Here is a 21,531-nt window from a genome sequence, read left to right as displayed (position 1 = left end):
CGTCAGGCTCCTTCGCTGTCGTCAGAGGGGCTGGCGTCGGCGCTGGCCTGGCTGTCCACGCCATCGCGGAAGCGCGCCAGGTAGTGACCGAAGCCTTCCTCGCTCAGCCAGAATTGCACCAGCTTGGTCACGCCGCGGCTGGTCAGAGACGCGCCGGACAGGGCGTCGACCTCGGTGGACTCGCTGGCACCACCCTTCACCAGCTGGATGGCCGGCTCCATGGTGTCGCTCGAGGCGTAGATTTCCTTGCCTTCCCACTGCGCCTTCCAGCGCGGGTTGTCGACCTCGCCACCCAGGCCAGGTGTCTCGGCGTGGGAATAGAAGGTGATCCCGCCGATGGTGTTGCCGTCACCCTGCACAGACAGGTAGCCGCGCATCAGGCCCCACAGGCCCTGGCCACGAATCGGCAGCACGATCTGCTCGGGGTTGTTCTCGTCACCGACCAGATAGATGGTGGAGAACTGCTCCTGACGGCCGAGACCGGCGATGTCCTTCTCCCCGGACAGGGTGCGCGACTGGGCCGGATCCTTGGCGGCCTGGAAGCCGTCATAGGTCTCGGGATCGACCTCATCGGTGTACTCCCCGGTGTCGAGATCGACGACCTTGGCGGTCACCGCCTGGGAGAACTCCTTGCCGACGTCCATGCCCGGTTCGTACAGGTCGGCCACGGCCAGGATGTTGGACTTGCGGTCCAGCTCCTGGTTGCGCTCCTGGCGCGCCTTGAGTCCCACCGCCGCCGTCGACACGATGATCGAGCAGACGATACACAGGGAGAAGGCGACCGTCAGGATCTTCTTGATGGAGTTGTTACCTTGTGCCATCAGGCGGTCTCCTCGGCCACGACAGCGGTGCGCTTGGCGCGACGCTTGATGTTGGCCTGAACAAAGAAGTGATCGATGAGCGGCGCGAACAGGTTGGCGAACAGGATCGCCAGCATGATGCCCTCGGGGAAGGCCGGGTTGACCACACGGATCAGAACCGTCATCACACCGATCAGGGCGCCGAAGATGAAGCGACCCGGGTTGGTCATGGACGCCGACACGGGATCGGTGGCCATGAACACCATGCCGAAGGCGAAGCCACCCACCACCAGGTGCCAGTACCAGGGCATGGCGAACATGGCGTTGGTGTCGGAGCCGATCAGGTTGAGAATGGAGCTCATCGCTACCATGCCGAGGAACACGCCGGCAACGATCCGCCACGAGGCGATCTTCATGCCGATCAGCACCACCGCCCCGATCAGGATGGCAAGCGTCGAGGTCTCACCCACGGAGCCGGGAATGAAGCCAAGGAAGGCGTCCCACCAGCTGTACTGGTCCTGCAGTGCGGCCATACCGCTCTGGTAGGCGGTAGACAGCGGCGTCGCGCCGGTGAAGCCGTCGGCGGCGACCCATACGGCATCACCGGAGATCTGCGCCGGATAGGCGAAGTACAGGAAGGCACGACCGGTCAGCGCCGGGTTGAGGAAGTTCTTGCCGGTACCACCGAAGATTTCCTTGCCGATCACCACACCGAAGGTGATGCCGAGCGCCACCTGCCACAGCGGGATGGTAGCCGGCAGGATCAGGGCGTAGAGCACGGAGGTGACGAAGAAGCCTTCGTTGACCTCGTGGCCGCGCTTGATCGCGAACAGCACTTCCCAGAAGCCACCGATGACGAAGGTCACCAGGTAGATCGGGAGGAAGTAGGTAGCGCCCAGCACGAAGTTGGACCACAGGCTGCCGGCATCGTGGCCACCGGCGAAGGTCAGCAGGATCATCTCGCGCCAGCCGCCCATGGAGTCGTAACCCGCGGCGATGGCCTCGTTGGCCTGCCAGCCAGCGTTCCACATGCCGAAGAACATGGCCGGGAAGGTGCAGAACCACACCGTGATCATCATGCGCTTGAGGTCGATGCCGTCACGCACGTGAGCCGTGGTCTTGGTCACGCTGGGAGGCGCATAGAAGATAGTGTCCACCGCCTCGTACAGCGGATAGAACTTCTCGTACTTGCCACCCTTGTGAAAGTGCGGCTCGAGATTGTCGAGTGTCTGTCGAATACCCATCATCAGGCCTCTTTCTCGATCATGGTGAGGTTGTCACGCAGGATGGGACCGTACTCATACTTGCCCGGGCACACATAGGTGCACAGCGCCAGGTCTTCTTCATCCAGCTCGAGGCAGCCGAGCTCCATCGCCGACTCGATGTCGCCGACGATCAGCGAACGCAAGAGCTGCGTGGGCATGATGTCCAGCGGCATCACCTTTTCATACGCACCCACCGGCACCATGGCGCGCTCGGAACCATTGGTCGAGGTGGTCGGCGCATAGTTGCGCAGGCCCTTCAGGCTCGACAGGTAGATACCCAGTACCGAGTGACGATTGGCACCCGGCGACAACCAGCCCATGAAGGCACGCTTGTTACCCTCTTCCAGCAGGGTGATCTGGTTGTGGAAGCGGCCCAGGTAGCGCAGGCTGCCTTCGGCGGTGAAGCCGGAGAACACGCCTCCGCTGATGACGCGGGTGTCATCGGCAGACTTGATCTCGTGATCCAGCAGTTCGTCAGTGCTGGCACCCACACGGGTACGCACCAGACGCGGACGCTCGGCACGCGGGCCGCCCACGGCGACCACCCGGCTCAGGTCCAGCTTGCCTTCACTGAACAGCTTGCCGAAGGCGATCACGTCCTGGTAGCCGATGTGCCAGACGCGACGCTGCAGCGACACCGGGGACAGGAAGTGAATGTGGGTACCGACCAGGCCCGCCGGATGGGGACCGGCAAAGCTCTCGTGGTGGACGCCCTTGACCTTGGTGCCCGGAATCTGGGCATCGGTGGCGGTGCACAGGAACACCTTGCCCTCGGTCAGTCGACCCAGCACCTTGAGGCCGTCCTCGAACGCCTCGGCCTGCTCGTTGATGACCAGCGACGGATCGGCGGCCAGCGGCTGGGTGTCGATGGCGGTGACGAAGATATCGGTGGGTACGGCGTCGGGCGCCGGGGTACGCGAGAACGGGCGAGTGCGCAGCGCGGTCCACAGACCGGACTCCACCAGTTGGTCGACCACGGTCTGACGCTCGAGGGACTCGAGCGCATCGCGGCCATGGGCCGTGAAGGACTCGGCCTCGGCGCTGTCGTCGACCTCGATCACCACCGACAGAAGCCTGCGCTTTTCCCCGCGATTGATCGCCACTACTTCACCCGAGGCCGGCGAGGTAAAGCGCACGCCCTCGATCTTCTTGTCGGTGAACAGTAATTGGCCCAGCTTGACCTTGTCCCCCTCCTTGACCTCCATGGTCGGCTTCATGCCGATATAGTCGGTCCCCAGGAGCGCCACGTGGCGCACCGGTCGCGCATCCTCGATACGCTGCTCCGGCGCTCCCGTGATGGGGAGATCCAGGCCTTTCTTGACTTCGATCATAGACTCGCCCAGTTGATGGATCGTAGATAATGGACGGAGGTTCGGTGGAAATGAGAGGAATTCTTGTTATAAGCCACGCATCACCAGTCACGCCGAGGCGACATCGAACCACCCCGAAAAATCCCCAGCATTATAAAGACAAGCCAGTGGATTGACCACATGATCGAACGTCGCAGAACTGCGTGATTCTGCAAAACCGCTTCCATCCCAAACAGAAAAACCCCTTGCCAAACAAGGTTGGCAAGGGGTATTCGAGCTACCTCAACGCGAGACTCTCGCCCCGCTCGGCACGGACTAGGCGTGACGCGGCAGCTTACAGAAGGCCACGTTGGAGATCTGCTGCAGGATACGAATCACCTGGCAGCTGTAGCCGAACTCGTTGTCGTACCACACATAGACCACCGCGTGGCGGCCCTGGGCGATGGTCGCCTTGGCGTCGACGATGCCGGCGTGACGGTTGCCGACGAAGTCGGTGGAGACCACCTCCGGCGAGTCGACGAAGTCGATCTGCTTCTGGAAGGCCGAGTCGATGGACATGCGGCGCAGGTAGTCGTTGAGCGACTCGGCGTCGGTCTCGCGCTCGAGCGACAGGTTGAGGATCGCCATCGACACATTGGGCGTGGGCACGCGGATGGCGTTGCCGGTCAGCTTGCCACCCAGCTCCGGCAGTGCCTTGGAAACCGCCTTGGCAGCACCGGTCTCGGTCAGCACCATGTTCAGCGGTGCGCTGCGTCCGCGACGGTCACCCTTGTGGTAGTTGTCGATCAGGTTCTGATCGTTGGTGTAGGAGTGAACGGTCTCGACGTGGCCATGCTCGATGCCGTATTCGTCGTTCATCACCTTCAATACCGGCACGATGGCGTTGGTGGTGCAGGACGCCGCGGAGATGATGCGATCATCCTGGGTGATGTCGCCATGATTGATGCCATAGACGATGTTTTTCAGGTCGCCCTTGCCCGGGGCGGTCAGCAGCGCCTTGGACACGCCCTTGCACTCCAGGTGCTGACCGAGGCCAGCCTCGTCGCGCCAGATACCGGTGTTGTCGACCACCACGGCGTTGTTGATGCCGTAGTCGGTGTAGTCGACATCGCTCGGCGAATCGGCGTAGATGACCTGGATCACGTTGCCGTTGGCGGTCAGGGTGCGGGTCTCCGGGCACACGCTGATGGTGCCGTCGAAGGGACCGTGAACGCTGTCACGACGCAGCAGGCTGGCGCGCTTTTCCAGATCCTTGGCGATATCGCCACGACCGCGCACCACGATGGCCTTGAGGCGCAGCAGGTTGCCGCCACCGGCCTTCTCGATCAGCACGCGGGCCAGGATCCGGCCGATCCGGCCGAAGCCGTAGAGCACCACGTCCTTGGGCTCGCCATTGCCGGCGTCAGGATCGTGACAGTCGACGATCTCGGCCAGCTGCTCGCGCATGAACGCCAGCGCATCGCCACCGCCCTGCTTCTTGAATGCCACACCCAGCTTGCCCACATCGACGTGAGCCGGCCCCAGATTCAGCTGGGTCATCGCCTGCACCAGCGGGAAGGTATCCTGCACCGACAACTCGGTACCTTCGATCTTCCTGACGAAACGATGGTCCTTGAGGATGCGAATGACGCTGCGGTTGAACAGCGAACGTCCGAACATGGTGGTGACCACGTTATTGCGACGATACAGGCTGCCGATCAGCGGGATCATCTGCTCGGCCACGGCCTGGTTGTCGTGCCATTGCTGGAAGACGATATCGGGTTGCTGGCTCACGAGAGACCTCTAAGTCTGATGGGGAAACGAGCGTATTATCAGCCCCCCCCTTGAAAGGGGCAATGACTGTATGGTCGCACCTCCTGTAGGCCCGTTACACAAATCGCGGTTTGACTACATGAGCGAGATCGGGCTGGTATGATGCCTGCTCGACCTCTGAACGCCAGCGAAACGACATCCTCTATGCCTACCTTTTCGCCGCTCGATCCGCCGCATCCCCAGGGCGCACGTGACACCCTGTACCTCACCACGCCCGCCGGCAGCGCCAGCGCCCTGGCGCTTTCGCGCCTGGCTGCCGACGCGCCACTGCTGGTGATTACCCAGGATACCGCCGAGGCACTGAGGCTCGAGAACGAACTGGCCTTCTATGCCGACGTGCCGGTACTGCCCTTCCCCGACTGGGAGACGCTGCCCTACGACAGCTTTTCGCCCCATCAGGACATCGTCTCGTCGCGGCTGCGCACCCTCCGGCATCTGCAGGATGGTGTGCACGGCATCGTGCTGGTACCGATCAATACCCTGATGCAGCGTCTGCCGCCGGTGGACTATATCGCCGGACGGGTGCTGACCCTGGAGGTCGGCGCCACCCTGCAACGGGAGACCTTCCGCGAACAGCTGTCACGGGCGGGCTACCGGGCGGTGGAGACCGTCTTCGAGCCGGGTGAATACGCCCTGCGTGGCGCCCTGATCGATCTCTTTCCCATGGGCAGCGACCATCCGCTTCGCATCGACCTGTTCGACGACGAGATCGACACCCTCAGGAGCTTCGACCCCGACACCCAGCGCAGCCTCGACAAGGTCGAGCGGATCGACCTGCTGCCGGCGCACGAGTATTCGCTGTCACGCTCGGCCATCGCCTGCTTTCGTGAAGGCTTCGAGACCCTGTTCGACGTCGACCCACGCCAGTGCCCGCTTTATGTCGATGCGCTGAAGGGCATCCCCTCACCCGGACTCGAGCAGTATCTGCCGTTGTTCTTCGAGGCCACCGCTTCACTGTTCGACCATCTTCCCGCGGATACCCGCGTCGCCCTGATGTCCGGCTGCCGCGAAGCCGCCGAGCACCACTGGCAGGCGATCACCAGCCGCTACGAAAATCTCGGCGTCGATCCGACCCGCCCCCTGCTGCCGCCCCACCGTGCCTTCATCCCGGAAGCGGAACTGTTCGGGCTGATCAAGACCCACCCCAGGGTCGAGCTGACAGCAGACAGCGAGCATCCCCACGCCCATCCCTCGGATGCCAGCGACGCCCCCCAGGTGGCGATCAATGCCAGGGCAAAGGATCCGCTGGCGGCGCTCAGAGGATTTCTGAACGAGCACGCAGAGCGCCGGGTGCTGTTCGTGGCCGAGTCCCGTGGGCGTCGGGAAGCGCTGGAGGAGACCCTGGCCCCCGCTACCGGTGCACTGGACGCCGCGGACGGATTTTCCGACTTCCTCGCCGGCAGCTCTCGCCTGGCCATCGCCGAGGGGCAGCTCTCCAGCGGCCTGTCGCTCGGCTCCCCCGCGGTCAGTGTGATCACCGAGACGGAACTGTTCGGCGAGATCGTGCGCCAGACCCGCCGCCAGGCCAAGGCCACCGACGACAACGAACTCGCCGTACGCCATCTTTCCGAACTCAAGGTCGGCGCCCCGGTGGTCCACCAGTCCCATGGCGTCGGCCGCTACCGCGGGCTGGAAACGCTGGAAGCCGGCGGCCAGGCGGCCGAATTCGTCAGCCTCGAGTACGCCGACGGCGCCAAGCTCTACGTGCCGGTGGACAGCCTGCACCTTATTTCCCGCTACGCCGGTGCCGACGATGAACTGGCACCGCTGCATCGACTGGGCTCGGAACAGTGGGAAAAGGCCAAGCGCAAGGCCGCCGAGAAGATCCGCGATACCGCCGCCGAGCTGCTCGACATCTATGCCCGCCGCGAGGCCCGGGAAGGCTTCGCCTGTGCCGCCCCGGATGAAGAGTACGCTCGCTTCGTCGCCAACTTCCCGTTCGAGGAGACGCCGGATCAGCGGGTCACCATCCAGGCGGTGATCCAGGACATGACCGCACCGCGCCCGATGGACCGTGTCGTCTGCGGCGACGTCGGCTTCGGCAAGACCGAGGTCGCCATGCGTGCCGCCTTTCTTGCGGTACAGTCCGGGCGCCAGGTGGTGGTGCTGGTGCCGACCACCCTGCTCGCCCGCCAGCATTTCGAGAACTTCCGCGACCGTTTCGCCGATACCGCGGTGGATATCGAGCTGTTGTCCCGCTTCACCAGCAGCGGCAGTCAGACGGACACCCTCAAGCGCGTTCGCGAAGGCAAGGTCGATATCGTCATCGGCACCCACAAGCTGTTGTCTCGGAAGCTCGACTTCCCGGAGCTGGGGCTGGTCATCATCGATGAAGAACATCGCTTCGGCGTGTCCCAGAAGGAAAGGCTCAAGACCCTGCGTGCCGAGGTCGACGTACTGACCATGACCGCAACGCCGATCCCGCGAACCCTCAACATGGCCATGAGCGGCATCCGCGACCTGTCGATCATCGCCACCCCACCGGCCAGACGCCTGTCGGTGAAGACCTTCGTCCAGCAGCGCGAAGAAGCCGTGATCAAGGAGGCGATCCTGCGCGAGATACTGCGCGGCGGCCAGGTCTACTACCTGCACAACGAGGTCAAGACCATCGAGACAGCCGCTGAGAAGGTCCGCGAACTGGTGCCCGACGCCCGCGTCGCGGTAGCGCATGGGCAGCTGCCCGAGCGCTCGCTGGAACGGGTGATGTCCGACTTCTATCACAAGCGCTTCAACGTGCTGGTGTGCTCGACCATCATCGAGACCGGCATCGACGTGCCCAGCGCCAACACCATCATCATCGAGCGTGCCGACAAGTTCGGACTGGCCCAGCTCCACCAGCTGCGCGGCCGGGTAGGCCGCAGCCACCACCAGGCCTACGCCTACCTGCTGGCGCCGCCGCCTCGCTCGATCACCCGAGATGCGGTCAAGCGCCTCGAGGCGATCGGCCAGGCCGAGGACCTGGGCGCTGGTTTCACCCTGGCCAGCCACGACATGGAAATCCGCGGCGCCGGCGAACTGCTGGGCGACGAACAGAGCGGCCAGATGGAAGCGGTGGGCTACAGCCTCTATATGGAGATGCTCGACCGGGCGGTGAAAGCCATCCGTGAAGGCCGCACTCCGAATATCGAGGCGCCGCTGCAGGAAGGCGTCGAGATCAGCCTCAACCTGCCGGCGCTGATTCCCGACGACTATCTCCCCGATGTCCAGCAGCGTCTGGTGATGTACAAGCGCATCGCCAACGCCGACAACGAGGCCGAGCTCAAGGAACTGCGCGTGGAGATGATCGATCGCTTCGGGCTGCTGCCCGCCCCGGTCAAGACGCTGCTGCGCCAGACCCGCCTCAGGCAGCGTGCCGAAAGGCTCGGTATCGTGCGCCTGGAAGCGGGCGCCGAGCGCGGGCGCGTGCTGTTCGGCGGCCAGACCGCGGTGGATCCACTGACGCTGGTGGGGCTGATCCAGGGGGCGCCGGAACGCTATCGACTGGAGGGCGCCGACACCCTGCGCTTCCAGGCCGACATGGCCACCGAGGAGACCCGCTTCGAGGCCGTCGAGGCGCTGCTGGACCAACTCAATCGAAAGACTCAGGCGGCCTGAGCCATCCCTTGCAAGGGACTGGCGCAACGCCGCATTAGCGGGCAATCTATGTACATAGGACACCGCAAATTCCGGCCGGGTGATCCCCGGCTTTCACCCATTATCGAGACTGCTGCAATGACTTCGACTTCACTTCGCCGGCCACTCGTCCGCCTCGCCACCCTGTGTGGCGTCGTGGGCGCGCTGGCGGCACCTCTGGCGGCGGCCGACGACCTGCCCCGGGGCCACTACCTGCTGCCCGAAGAAGGCGACCTGATCGGTGAGGTCTACACCGTCGAAGCCGACGAGGAAGACACCCTCATCGATATCGGACACGAGCACGGCATCGGCTTCAACGCCATCACCCGCGCCAACCCCGACATCAGCATCTGGTATCCCGGCGAGGGTACCGAAGTGACCATCCCGGCCCAGTTCATCCTGCCCGATGCACCGCGCAACGGCATCGTGGTCAACGTGGCCGAGATGCGCCTCTACTATTACCCGCCGGCCAAGGAAGGCGAGCCGCGTACGGTGCAGACCTACCCGATCGCCGTGGGCCGCATGGACTGGAAGACGCCGCTGGGCTCCACCACCATCACCCAGATGGTCAAGAATCCGTCTTGGTACCCCCCCGCCTCCATTCGCCGCGAACACGCCGAGGCTGGCGACCCCTTGCCCGGCGTGGTGCCGCCCGGACCCGACAACCCCATGGGCACGCGCAAGATGCGCCTGGGCATCCCCGGCTACCTGATCCACGGCACCAACAAGCCTGAGGGCGTCGGCATGCGCGTCACTCACGGCTGCATCCGCATGCTGCCCGACGATGTCGAGAATCTGTTCGATCAAGTCGCGGTGGGCACCCGCGTCCGACTGGTCAACGAACCGCTGAAGCTCGGCTGGTCCGACGAGCACCTCTATGTCCAGGCCTACCCCTACCTCGACGAAGAAGAAGGCGCGCCGATCGAGGACATGACCGCCGCTATCGAGGAGGTCGAGGCCGCCGTCAAGGACAAGGACTACGACGTCGACTTTGCGCGCCTGCGTAGCGCCATGGAGACGCCCAGCGGCCTTCCGGTCGCCATGCAGACCACCACCCCGGCAGAACCCAAGCCGCTGCCTGGCAGCCTCTATGACCATATCGAGTTGATCGACGACGAGCCTGCCCTGCTGGGACAGGTCAGCCACGAAGGCTGAACCGGCAACCACAGGCACCACATCAAGCACGTGACGTGCACGGCGCCCCGACAGGGGCGCCTTTTTTTGGCGCCAACATTTCCAGCGGGGCCTCGCCGGCATGGTGGCGACACCATGATCCAGCTCAAACGACGCATCCGCAGCAGTCAGTGGTCAGGCAGAGGAGAGGCAGCCGTCAGGCAGAGGACAGGCAGCCGTCAGGCAGAGGAGAGGCAGCCGTCAGGAGACAAGCGACAGGACAGGCAGCCAGACAGGCAGCCATCAGATGAAGGAACAGGCAGTGGTCAGACGATTGACTGGCAGCTCCCGCCCACCATCAATCGTCATGCAACGATCACACGCCACAAACGACTGAGGCCCCACCTTTCGGTGGGGCCTCAGCCTATCGTTTCATGACCTGGACGACCTGATTTCGATGAAACCCTGACGTCCTGTCGGTCAATCCCGCGAACGGGATGCGAAACGATTACTTGCGCATGGAGCGCTCGAACATGCGGTTCATCTCTTCGCGGTTCTGCTGAGACAGCTGCAGGGCCGCTTGAGCGTCACGCTGTGCCTGGTTGGCAGTGTTCTGAGCCTGAGTGGCGATGCTGCGAGCTTCTGCAGCGTCGGCCTGAGCGGACTCAGCGGTCATGCGGACTTCTTCCAGAGCGCTGGAAGAAGCACAGCCAGCCAGAACGGCCAGAGAAGCGGCGGCGGCGGTCAGCTTCAGGGTAGTCTTCAGAGTCATGGTGTTCTCCTTGAGTCTTCCTTGGTACTGCGTTGGTGACAGTAACATACCCGATCAGGGTATGTATCCATCAGGCTTCCTGCAAAGGCAGGCCTTTCTTGCAGCGACTTGTGCTGCTAAGCACAGGAGTCAAACGCTGTTTTATAATACACAACGGCGCTTGTCCATAGTCTTGAACGTCCCTTGCGCCCCTAAAGACTAGCGGATGACGACGCGAGTGCCAACATCAATCAAGCCGGAAAGTTCCCGAATTTCATGATTGGTCACGGCGACACATCCGTTGGTCCAGTCAAAGTTGCGATGGATGTCCATGTCCCCATCGCCGACTCCGTGTATGCCGATATAACCGCCCAGGATCGTCTGCTGGGGCGGGCTACGATGCCGGCGATAGTAGTCGAAATAGTCGTCGTAATCCTGCTGACTGTACAGCCCCGTCTCCAGCGCCATCCTGGCGTGGGTGGGCGTCGGATAGTCCAGGCCGATGAAGATGTCGAACTTGCTGTCGAAGTTGAAGCGATTGACGTGGAACTCGCCTCTTGGCGTGGTCTTGTCGCCCATGACCCGCTGGGACTTGGCGCCCCCTCTACCGACCGAAATCGGTGAGTATCGAGCCAGCTCCACCCCCCCGCGATACACCGTCAGGCGAGAGTCCTGGTTATCGATCAGGACCCAGATCTCGCTGGAGGAGTCCGGGACAATGGCACGGCGAAGCTGGTCCTCTACCATGTCCATGCTGGCACTGACACCCAGAGGGAGTAGCAGCATGGCACCAAGTATCATTTGGATGAAACGGCGACGTTGACTCTGGGCGAACATGGATAAACTCACTGTGAATAAACGAAAACATCTGTGACGCAGTGTAATCCCGATTCTGCGGAACTTCACGCGGAACCTGGCCGATTTCACGGCAGGCAAACGAGCTCTGTCGCAGCTATCAAACGACGACGCACAGAAGCGTCGCCGGCCGACGACACTCTGCCTTTACCATTCCTCACTGGTCTGGCGTAAGGCGGCGATCTCGACCTTGGCCGCCTCGAGGCAATGCTGCAACTCCTGCCCCAGATCCGCCTGCCGGTCCACGGCAATTACCCCGGACAATGCCGGCGAGCGAGGTCGACTCGCACCTTCATCGCCATGCAGCGCCTCGAGATGACCGATGACACGGTATAGCCAACTGCTGCCGTCGCGGGCCAGCTCACGTAGCCGATGAACCTCGGCCACGGCGGGTGGGTCATCACCCAGCAACAGGCTTCGCCAGTCATGTTCCGCCAGATGAGCGTGCTCGCAGACGTCGCGCAGCAGGGCGTCGATCGCCAGCTCGAACAACGCCAGGGCGCCCTCCTCGCTGGCCCTCTTTCTGGCGCCCTGGTGCTCGTCATCACCCGGCGCCACGTCCAGCAGCAACTGCGCCTGATACAACAACTGATTGGTGCGGGCCCGCGGTGTCACTTGCGCTTGTCCTCCACCACCCACTTGTTACCGTCCCAGCTCGCCTTCCAGCCACTGGCCTTGCCATTGTCGCCGTCGGTCATCACGAACTGCTCCTTGAGCTTGCGCGAGAAACGAATTTGAGCCGGGCGCCCATCCGGGTCCTGGTCCGGCGCATCGAGCAGGTAGTGGTACTTCTCCGGCAGCTCGGCGGCGTGGGGCTTCAGTTCCTTGACCAGAGGCGGACGGGTCTCCCGGTTCTTGGGAAACTTGCTGGCGGCCAGGAACAGCCCGCTGGCGCCATCGCGCAGCACGTAGTGGTCTTCCACCTTCTGGCAGGCCAGTTCCGGCATCGGAATCGGATCCATCTTGGGCGGAGCTACTTCACCGTTGCGCAACAGCTTGCGGGTATTCTTGCAGCTGTCACTGGTGCAGCCGAAGTACTTGCCGAAGCGCCCGGACTTGAGCTGCATCTCGGAGCCGCACTTGTCACACTCGATGACCGGGCCGTCGTAGCCCTTGATGCGGAACTTGCCCTGTTCGATCTTGTAGCCGTCACAGTCGGGGCTGTTACCGCAGATATGCAGCTTGCGCCCTTCATCGATCAGGTAGCTGTCCATGGCGGTGGAACACACCGGACAGCGTTCCTTGGCACGCAGGGCATCGGTCTCGGCTTCTTCGCCGGCATCGGCGGCGACAGCTTCTTCACCCGGCAGCAGGTCGATGGTGGTCTTGCAGCGCTCCTTGGGCGGCAGGTTGTAGCCGCTGCAGCCGAGGAAGACACCGGTCGAGGCGGTACGAATCTGCATCTTGCGCCCGCAGGTGGGGCAGTCGATATCGGTGGGTACCGGCTGATTTGGCCGCATCCCCTCGTCGCTCTCGGCCTTGGCCAGCTCCCCGCGAAACTCCTGATAGAAAGCGTCGAGCAGCTCACGCCAGCTACGCTCGCCCTCGGCGATCTCGTCGAGGCTATCCTCCATGCGCGCGGTGAAGGAGTAGTCCATCAGGTCGGGGAACGACTCCTTGAGTCGCTCGGTGACGATGTCGCCCAGCTTCTCGGCGTAGAACCGTCGGTTCTCGAGCTTGACGTAACCACGATCCTGGATGGTGGAGATGATGGCGGCGTAGGTCGAGGGGCGACCGATGCCGCGCTTCTCCAGCTCCTTGACCAGGCTGGCTTCGGTGTAACGGGCCGGCGGCTTGGTGAAGTGCTGCCTGGGGTCCAGCGCGTCGAGGTGCATCGGGGTGCCCTCGCCCAGATCCGGCAGCGCCTGATCCTCTTCCTTGCGCCCCATGGGGGTCATCACTCGGGTGTAGCCATCGAACTTGAGCACCCGGCCCTTGGCCTTGAGCTCGTAGCCGTCCACCACCACGCTCAGGGTCGACGACAGGTATTCCGCCGGGGTCATCTGGCAGGCGACAAACTGCCGCCAGATCAGTTCGTACAAGCGCTCGGCATCCCGCTCCATGCCCGCCAGGTCGGTCGAGCGACGGGACACCTCGGACGGCCGGATGGCTTCGTGAGCCTCCTGGGCGCCTTCCTTGCTGGAATAGCGGTTAGGGGCTTCGGGCAGGTAGCGATCGCCGAACTCCTCACCGATATAGTCACGCACGCTCTCCACTGCCTCGCGGGACAGGTTGGTCGAGTCGGTACGCATATAGGTGATGTAGCCCGCCTCGTAGAGCCGCTGGGCCAGGGTCATGGTCTTCTTCACCGAGAACCCCAGCCGGCCACTGGCGGCCTGCTGCAGCGTCGAGGTGATGAAGGGGGCGTTGGGCTTGGACCGGGTCGGCTTGTCTTCCCGCGAGGTGATCGCAAGACTGGCCTTGCGCAGCGCAGCGATGCGCTCGAGGGTCTCGCTCTCGCTGGTGGGCCTGAACGTCTTGCCATCCTGACGTACCAGCTCGAAGCGGATGGCCTCGCCGTCCGGCGTCACCAGGTCGGCATGAACGTCCCAGAATTCCTCGGGCACGAAGGCGCGAATCTCGCTTTCGCGCTCGCTGATCAGGCGCATGGCCACCGACTGGACACGACCGGCCGAGAGCCCGCGGGCTACCTTGGCCCACAGCAGCGGCGACAGCATGAAGCCCACCACACGATCGAGGAAGCGGCGAGCCTGCTGGGCCTCGACCCTGGGCATGTTCAGCTGACCGGGGTCGGTGAAGGCTTCCTGGATGGCATTCTTGGTGATCTCGTTGAACACCACCCGGCGATAGCGTTGCTCGTCCCCACCGATGGTCTCGCGAAGGTGCCAGGCGATGGCTTCCCCTTCGCGGTCCAGATCGGTCGCGAGATAGACGGTATCGGCTTTCTCCGCCAGCTTCTTGAGCTCGGCCACGACCTTTTCCTTGCCCGGCAGGATCTCGTAGTTGGCCTGCCAGCCATGGTCAGGGTCGATACCCATGCGTCGTATCAGCTGGCTATGCGCCTTCTGCTGCTTGTAGACCGCCTTTTCCTCAGCCGACATCTTGCGCGTCGCGGCCGCCTGGCGAGCCCGCTCCTTGGGATCGGAAGCCGCCTTGCCAGAGCCGCTGGTCGGAAGATCACGGATGTGACCCACGCTCGACTTCACGATGAACTCGTTGCCGAGGTACTTGTTGATCGTCTTCGCCTTGGCGGGCGACTCGACGATGACCAGAGACTTGCCCATAGTACTCCACAGTAGTCAGGGCGCCGCGCTCCTTGGCGAACGCCAGTATGTGCCACTCCCGCCGATGGTGGACGGGAAAAATGCGCTTACCCTAACCCAGCGCCGAACGTCGCGCCAGTCACATCGGTTCGAGCCCCAGGCAGGCTAGACGCATGCCCAGCCGTTTCCCCACGACTGACGCCCTGGCGTCCACCTGACATCGCCAAGAGACTAGCCCTTACCTCGACGGCCGACAAGCCGCCCCTCAGAACCGACTTGCCCCTGCACGAAGCAGGGGCAAGCGGAATGGTCGATGTCTCACACTCGATCATCGAAGGCGGTCAGGCGCTTGACTAGCGCTTGCGCCGCTGCCCTCGGGGCGATCCAGTGCTGCGCCGACGGGTCGCTGCAGGCGCCTTCTCGGCGTCATTGCCTCCCTCGCGAGAGGCTGGCGTGGCGGCCTGGGCAGCCTTGGGCTCGGCCTCAGCCACAGGCTTGGTCTCGACCTCAGGCTTGGCCTCAGGTTTGGCCTCAGTTTTAGCGTCAGCCGCCGGTTTGGCCTCGGACTTGGCCTCGGACTTGGTCTCGGGCTTGGCCTCAGGTTTAGTTTCAGGCTTCGCTTCGGCAGCCGGCTTCGCCTCGGTCCTCGCCTTAGCCTTTGCCGCAGGCGCATCAGCAGGCTCGGCGTCGGCCTTGGGCGCGGCCTGGGCCTGCCCTTCGACGCGGGAAGATTCGCTTGCAGATTGACGAGTGCCGCGCTTGGCTGACGTGCCGCTAGCCGGCGCCGTCTTGGCGCTGCTGTTACCACTGGCCCCACCACTGCGGCGGGCCGTACGACGCGTTGCCGGACGGGCCTTGCCAAACAGCGCCTTGATACGTTCGAAACGAGCGGCGGCGTGCTCGCTGAGCTCACCGCTGGCCGCCAGTACATGCTCGATATGCTCGATATGGCCGTCGATCGTCCTGGCATCGAGCCCCTTGAGCAGCTCGGGAATGGCCTCCAGCGCAGCCTCACGATCCTGCTTCAGGATAAAGAACTGATCGCGCATCAGATGCTTGAAGTCTTCCAGCCGCAGCTCCGGCTCAAGCTCGCTGCGCGACGCCTGCAGGCGGCGGAAATTGCGGCCATCGGTAGCAGGAGCACCACCCAGCACGAAGATCACCGAGCGCATCACGGCCTCGTGGGCGCCGCCTTGCGCCACCTGCTCGCGCACTTCCTGCTGGCGACGCTGGATAAAGCGACGACGCTCCGGCTCGGAGCCAGGCACCTGACGCTCACCCTCCACGGCGCCTTTCAGCCCCACCAGCGACTGCAACAGCGGCTGACCGTAGAGGTCAAGGAAGGCCTTCTCGAGGGCGCGATCGCGCAGTACCCGCCAGGCATCCAGACTCCGCGAGATCAGGCTCGACCCGATGTCCTCATACACTCGGAAGATGTTGTCATCACCGAGTTCATGACGATGCTTGCGCACCGACTCCGCCATCACCGGCAACGACGACATCATCGGATTACGATCGGACAGCAGGCGATACCCCATGCGATTGGGGTGCATCTTGCGCATCCAACGAGCCGACTCGGGTGTCGACACGGCACGAATCCAGGGTTGCAGGAACTGACGATAGAGCCCCAGATTGATCTCCGAGACCCTGGCCACCGTGGCGAAACGCCGCTCGTCCTCGGGGCTATGCTTGACCACCTGATTCAGGTCGTCGAGGTCCCGGGTGGAGAACTCCAGCAGGTAGTCCCGCTCGATCAATTCGGCGTCGGGCCGCTCGCTGGCCTTGGACACCGTGGTCTCGTAGAGCCCCGGTGGCAGCACGTCGATGTAGTCCATATTGGCGGTGAACTCGGCGTGTTCCTTGCGCGAGACGCTGCCGGAAACGAAGATGCCGAGGTGGCCGGTCTTGTCATGGACGCAGTAGACGATGGTCTGCTCGTTGGCGATGATGTCGTCGACGCCGTCGTAGAGATCACGCACCCAGCCAAGTGCCTGGGGCGGCGGCGTGATGTCATCACCTTGTGAGCAGAACACCACCACCGGGGAGCGCACGTTGCGAAGATCGATACGGCGCCCGTCGGACGTCACCAGCTGGGCCGTGGACAGGCGATTGCCGACAAACAGGTTGTCGACGATGTACTGGATCTCTTCTCCACCCAGCACCACATGGCCGCCCCACCAGCGCTCGAACTGAAGATAGCGATCGGCTTCGGTATCGACATGGGCGTACAGGTTGTACTGCTTGTCCCACCAGGTGTTGGCCGGATTGAGGCGTTCGAAGTTCTGCACCAGCCAGGCTCCGTCGAACAGGCCATCGCCCATGTCCGAGAGCATATGGGTGGCCCAGCTGCCGCCGGTCATGCCGCCGGTATAGCGCATCGGCGCCTTGCCGCGCTCCCCGGCCCAGTAGGACAGCGGTGCACCGGCGATCAGGATCGGTCCGAACAGCTCGGGCTCGAGCGCTGCCGCCATCATGATCTGCCAGCCCGCCTGACAGTTGCCCACGACCATGGGTTTTTCGCTATCGGGATGCAGCTCCGCGACGTGGCGCAGGAAGGTGACCTCGGCTTCAACCACGTCCTCGACCCGCTGCCCCGGGACGGGATAGGGCATGAAGGCGATGAAGTAGCAGGGATGGCCGGCGCGCAGTGCGATACCGATCTCGCTGTCGGGCTTGAAGCCACCGATACCCGGGCCATGTCCGGCGCGCGGGTCGACCACCACGAAGGGGCGTGCCAGTTCATCGGTCTCGACACCCTCGGGCGGGTGCACGCGCAAAAGCTCATAGTTGACGGGGCGAGGCAGGGTCTCGCCTTCCATCACGATGTCGGTATCGAAGCCAAGTACGGTGGGGCGGGTCTTCTCGATATGTTCGAGGTATTCGTTGCCGCGCTGGCGCATGACATCCCAGTAGAGGATGCTGCGCTCGACGCTGTCACGCCAGTAGTCGGCCGCGGCACGGCCGAAGCCGAAGGGGTCGAACAGTGGAGCAAAGGGTTCCGCCAGCGCGAACAGGGGCGCGGTGGCGCTTGGCATCAACGCATTCATATAGGCTCCCAGGGTTGCGTGATGCGCAGCAGGCGATCCTTGCGTCTGCGCACTTGTTGCAGTGCAATATAGCGCAATAATGCAGGTACTGCGAAGCCCCCTCCTTTCGGATCTGCACATCGCGTAGGAGATTCACTGTAGAGCGGGTACGCTCAAAAACACAACGCCCGGCAATGCCGGGCGTTGTGGGTAGCTGAAATACCGCTTTCGCTCTACTTCACTTCGATGCCGTGTGCCTGCTGATCGGCATGGTAGGACGAGCGCACCAACGGGCCGGAAGCCACGTGGGTGAAGCCCATGGCACGCCCCTGCTCGGCAAACCAGTCGAACGTGGACGGCGGCACCCAGCGATCCACCGGCAGGTGATTGCGAGACGGCTGCATGTACTGCCCCAGGGTCAGCATGTCCACGTCGTGGGCACGCAGGTCGCGCATCACCTCGATGACCTGCTCGTCGGTCTCGCCGACACCCAGCATCAAGCCAGACTTGGTCATCACTTCGGGACGGCGCGCCTTGTAGCCCTTGAGCAGGTCCAGCGACCATTGATAGTCGGCCCCCGGCCGCACCTTGCGATACAGACTCGGCACCGTCTCCAGGTTGTGGTTGAAGACGTCGGGCGGCGTGGTCTCGAGGATGTCCAGCGCCACCTCCATGCGACCACGAAAGTCCGGCACCAGTACCTCGATCTCGATGCTCGGGCTATCACGACGAATCTCGCGGATGCAGTCGACGAAGTGCTGGGCACCGCCGTCACGCAGATCGTCACGGTCGACGGAGGTCACCACCACATAGTTCAGGCGCATCTCGGCGATGGCCTCGGCCAGTTCGCGCGGCTCGCGCTCGTTCAGGGCGTTGGGACGCCCGTGAGCCACATCACAGAACGGGCAGCGGCGGGTACAGATATCGCCCATGATCATGAAGGTGGCGGTACCGCCGTTGAAGCACTCGCCCAGGTTGGGGCATGAGGCTTCCTCGCAGACGGTGTGCAGGCCATGACGTCGCAGGGTCTCCTTGATACGGGTGACTTCCTTGGACACCGGCATGCGTACCCTGAGCCAGTCCGGCTTGCGCGGAATCTCCTCCGTGGGGATCACCTTGACCGGGATCCGCGCCACCTTGTCGGCGCCGCGAAGCTTCACTCCCCTTTCGCTGCGGGCGTTCTTCTTGGCCTTGGCGGCGGCGGCCGCCGCCTGGATGGCGGAACTGTCTGTCATTTCACTGTCCTGTGAGGATCGCTCGGGAGACACGTTGCTGTGACGGCCTTCGGCGTGCCCTGTGCGATCAGTCAAAATTGTGGGCGTCGAGCACTCCCGGCAAGCCGGGGCGCTCGATCAGTTCGCGTTGTCCCAGTCGCGTCGCCAGCGTGCGCAATAGCCGACGCGCTTCGGCTTCCATGTCCAGCCTCGAAGAGACCAGATCGGCCAGCCGGGTCATCTCGAGTCCAGCGTAGCCACATGGGTTGATAAACGAAAATGGCGTGAGATCGACCTCGAGATTGACCGCGATGCCATGAAAACTGGCACCCCGTCGAATCCTCAACCCCAGTGAGGCAATCTTGCGTTCACCGACGTACACGCCAGGCGCGTCAGGCCGGGCGCTTGCCTCGATGCCATGCTCGCCCAGGGCATCGACCACGCTGTCTTCCAGCGCACTGACGAGGTCTCGGACCCCCAGTCTGGCACGCTTGACATCGATCAGCGGGTACAGCACAAGCTGACCCGGGCCGTGGTAGGTCACCTGCCCGCCGCGATCGGTCTCCACCACCGGAATCTCGCCCGGCATCAACAGGTGCTCGGGCTTGCCTGCCTGGCCCTGGGTGAACACCGGCGGGTGCTGGACCACCCAGATCTGGTCAGGCGTATCGCCATCTCGGGTGTCGGTCAGTTCGCGCATCGCCTGCCACACTGGCCGATAGGGCTTGAGCCCCAGATGATAGACGTCGATCGCCTCCATCACACCACCATGTGCACGCGGCCTGTGGCCTTGAGTTCGTCGAACAGCGCCTTGAGCTGGGCTTCACCGGTGGCGCGCATGGTCAACCGCACCGACTGGAAGCGCCCGTTGCGACTGTCGACCACCTCGAGGCTGCTGCCCTCGAAGGTAGGATCATGGCGATGCACGATCTGGCTGACGGTGGCGGCGAAGTCCTCGGCAGCATCTCCGACCACCTTGATCGGATAGTCGCAGGGAAAGGTGATGGTGACATCCGCCGGATCCGGCCCTGCCTGGGTGCGCAGATCGCGAAAGGTCCTGTCGTTCATCCGATGCCCCTTACAATGGATACCCGAGTATTCTACTCAACCTTGGCATCACGACCAAGGACGCCGGCCGAGGCGGCTCACCTCGGCCGGCGTCACGGCGACCACAGGGCGCGCATTGACGCCAGGGCCGCACCACAGGGACGATCAGTCGAACCAGCCGCCGACCAGGTCGCTGAAGAAGCGCTGGACCTTGTCGATCATGCGCTTGAACAGCCCACCCTGCTCTACCGCTTCCAGCGCCACCAGGTCACGCTCGCCGACCACCTCGTCCCCGAGGCGCACCTCCATGGTGCCGACCCGCTGGCCGGCGGCGATGGGTGCGGTCAAGCCACTGTCGATGTCCAGGCGCGCGGTGAGCTCGTCATTGCGGTTGCGCGGCACGGTCATGTAGACGCCATTGTCGACGCCCACCTTGAGCTCGTTGGTGCTGCCTTCCCACACCCGCGGCGTATTGAGTACGGCGCCACGGTCATACAGTTTCAGCGTCTCGTAGTAGCGGAAGCCATAGCTCAAAAGCTTCTGGGTTTCCTGGGCGCGGGCTTCTTCGGAGCTGGTCCCCATCACCACCGAGATCAAGCGCATGTCATCACGCTGGCCCGAGGACACCAGGCAGTAGCCGGCCTCTTCGGTCCAGCCGGTCTTGAGGCCGTCGACGCTGGGGTCGCGCCACAACAGACGGTTGCGGTTGGCCTGTTCGATGCCGTTGTAGGTGAAGTGCTTCTGGCTGTAGATGGCGTAGTGTTCCGGGTAGTCCAGAATGATGTGCCTGGCCAGACGCATCAGGTCCCGTGCCGAGGAGTAGTGATTCTCCGACGGCAGCCCGGTAGCGTTCTCGTAGTGGGTGTTCTCCATGCCCAGCTGGGTGGCGTGCTGGTTCATCAGGTCGGCAAAGGGGTCCTCGCCGCCGGCCAGATACTCGGACATGGCGACGCTGGCGTCATTGCCGGAGACGATGACGATACCGTGGAGCAGTTCCTCGACGGAGACACGAGTACCGACCTCGACAAACATCTTCGAGCCGCCGGTACGCCAGGCCTTCTCGCTGATCGGCACCATGTCGTCGGGCTGGATGTTGCCCCGATCAAGTTCACGTTCGACCAGGTACGCCGTCATCAGCTTGGTCAGGCTGGCCGGCGGCAGGCGCTGGTCAGAATTGTGCTCGGCCAGGACTCGTCCGCTGTTGGCGTCGATCAGGATCCAGGACTTGGCCGCCAGCTGAGGCGGTGCCGGGATCATGACCTGGGGCTCTGGCACGTCCGGTGTCGGCGAGTCGGGCTGCTGAGCACTCGTCAGGGGTGCCACCAGGGCCGCACATACAAAGGCCACGGGCAACCAGCGGCGAGTAAAGGATGACTTAGCGATCATGGTGAAATGTCTCGTTACAACAATCAGGGAAAGCGGTGATCAGGGCCACCGCACAATGCTTCCAACAGCCGGCCTCACTGGAACCGCCGGCATCGACCGGCCGGACGATCAGCGAG

The 21,531-nt window shown here is 63.5% G+C and carries 15 protein-coding genes; 2 read left to right on the top strand and 13 right to left on the bottom strand.

Translation table 11 applies throughout. The features are described 5' to 3' along the window. Positions 1-2: 2 nt before the first annotated feature. From NFH97_RS17285 to NFH97_RS17270, 4 genes are all read right to left on the bottom strand, one after another. Positions 3-821, bottom strand: a complete 819-nt coding sequence (locus NFH97_RS17285) for a Na(+)-translocating NADH-quinone reductase subunit C (protein WP_108132830.1) — start codon at positions 819-821, stop codon at positions 3-5. Then, a complete protein-coding gene (locus NFH97_RS17280; RefSeq protein ID WP_045992665.1) occupies positions 821-2,047 on the bottom strand; it encodes an NADH:ubiquinone reductase (Na(+)-transporting) subunit B in 1,227 nt (408 codons plus the stop codon). The genes NFH97_RS17285 and NFH97_RS17280 overlap by 1 nt, the downstream gene beginning before the upstream one ends. Next, positions 2,047-3,396 (bottom strand): Na(+)-translocating NADH-quinone reductase subunit A, encoded by a 1,350-nt coding sequence (locus NFH97_RS17275; protein ID WP_108132831.1) that lies wholly within the window; start codon positions 3,394-3,396, stop codon positions 2,047-2,049. The genes NFH97_RS17280 and NFH97_RS17275 overlap by 1 nt, the downstream gene beginning before the upstream one ends. Before the next feature lie 294 nt (positions 3,397-3,690). Continuing rightward, positions 3,691-5,148 (bottom strand): glyceraldehyde-3-phosphate dehydrogenase, encoded by a 1,458-nt coding sequence (locus tag NFH97_RS17270; RefSeq protein WP_349625230.1) that lies wholly within the window; start codon positions 5,146-5,148, stop codon positions 3,691-3,693. Positions 5,149-5,331: 183 nt separating this feature from the next. Between NFH97_RS17270 and mfd the strand changes: the two genes are divergently transcribed. Then, entirely contained in the window at positions 5,332-8,781 is a 3,450-nt protein-coding gene (gene mfd / locus NFH97_RS17265; RefSeq protein WP_349625229.1) for a transcription-repair coupling factor, read from the top strand. A gap of 117 nt (positions 8,782-8,898) precedes the next feature. Then, on the top strand, positions 8,899-9,954 hold the full coding sequence (locus NFH97_RS17260) for a L,D-transpeptidase family protein (RefSeq protein ID WP_349625228.1): 1,056 nt from the start codon (positions 8,899-8,901) through the stop codon (positions 9,952-9,954). Between the two features lie 466 nt (positions 9,955-10,420). On the opposite strand, the gene NFH97_RS17255 is transcribed toward NFH97_RS17260, so the two are convergent. The 9 genes from NFH97_RS17255 to NFH97_RS17215 form a co-directional block, all read right to left on the bottom strand. After that, positions 10,421-10,684, bottom strand: coding sequence for an Lpp/OprI family alanine-zipper lipoprotein (locus NFH97_RS17255; RefSeq protein WP_045992670.1), 264 nt, complete (start codon positions 10,682-10,684; stop codon positions 10,421-10,423). A 198-nt stretch (positions 10,685-10,882) separates the two neighbouring features. Then, the gene (locus NFH97_RS17250) at positions 10,883-11,449 is read right to left on the bottom strand and encodes a L,D-transpeptidase family protein (protein WP_253028625.1); all 567 of its coding nucleotides are present in this window, start codon (positions 11,447-11,449) and stop codon (positions 10,883-10,885) included. 216 nt (positions 11,450-11,665) lie between these two features. After that, complete coding sequence (locus NFH97_RS17245) at positions 11,666-12,133, bottom strand: DUF6586 family protein (protein WP_045992672.1); 468 nt, start codon at positions 12,131-12,133, stop codon at positions 11,666-11,668. Next, positions 12,130-14,763, bottom strand: coding sequence for a type I DNA topoisomerase (gene topA, locus NFH97_RS17240; protein WP_045992673.1), 2,634 nt, complete (start codon positions 14,761-14,763; stop codon positions 12,130-12,132). Before topA ends, NFH97_RS17245 begins: the two co-directional genes overlap by 4 nt. Before the next feature lie 332 nt (positions 14,764-15,095). After that, positions 15,096-17,789, bottom strand: a complete 2,694-nt coding sequence (locus NFH97_RS17235) for a DUF3141 domain-containing protein (protein WP_502878700.1) — start codon at positions 17,787-17,789, stop codon at positions 15,096-15,098. A gap of 212 nt (positions 17,790-18,001) precedes the next feature. Then, on the bottom strand, positions 18,002-19,003 hold the full coding sequence (gene lipA / locus NFH97_RS17230; protein WP_045992674.1) for a lipoyl synthase: 1,002 nt from the start codon (positions 19,001-19,003) through the stop codon (positions 18,002-18,004). A 67-nt stretch (positions 19,004-19,070) separates the two neighbouring features. After that, positions 19,071-19,742: a lipoyl(octanoyl) transferase LipB gene (gene lipB, locus NFH97_RS17225; protein ID WP_045992675.1), complete on the bottom strand. Its 672-nt coding sequence runs from the start codon at positions 19,740-19,742 to the stop codon at positions 19,071-19,073. Then, positions 19,742-20,050, bottom strand: a complete 309-nt coding sequence (locus NFH97_RS17220; RefSeq protein ID WP_045992676.1) for an HP0495 family protein — start codon at positions 20,048-20,050, stop codon at positions 19,742-19,744. The genes lipB and NFH97_RS17220 overlap by 1 nt, the downstream gene beginning before the upstream one ends. Positions 20,051-20,194: 144 nt before the next feature. Further along, positions 20,195-21,415 (bottom strand): D-alanyl-D-alanine carboxypeptidase family protein, encoded by a 1,221-nt coding sequence (locus NFH97_RS17215; protein WP_083970391.1) that lies wholly within the window; start codon positions 21,413-21,415, stop codon positions 20,195-20,197. Positions 21,416-21,531 lie beyond the last annotated feature (116 nt).

Origin of the sequence: Halomonas sp. SCS19 (genome assembly GCF_040147015.1) — a bacterium.
In the GTDB taxonomy this organism is placed as follows: domain Bacteria; phylum Pseudomonadota; class Gammaproteobacteria; order Pseudomonadales; family Halomonadaceae; genus Halomonas; species Halomonas litopenaei.
Note: the sequence above shows the minus strand (reverse complement) of the source record. Positions and strands in the feature narration are given on the sequence as shown.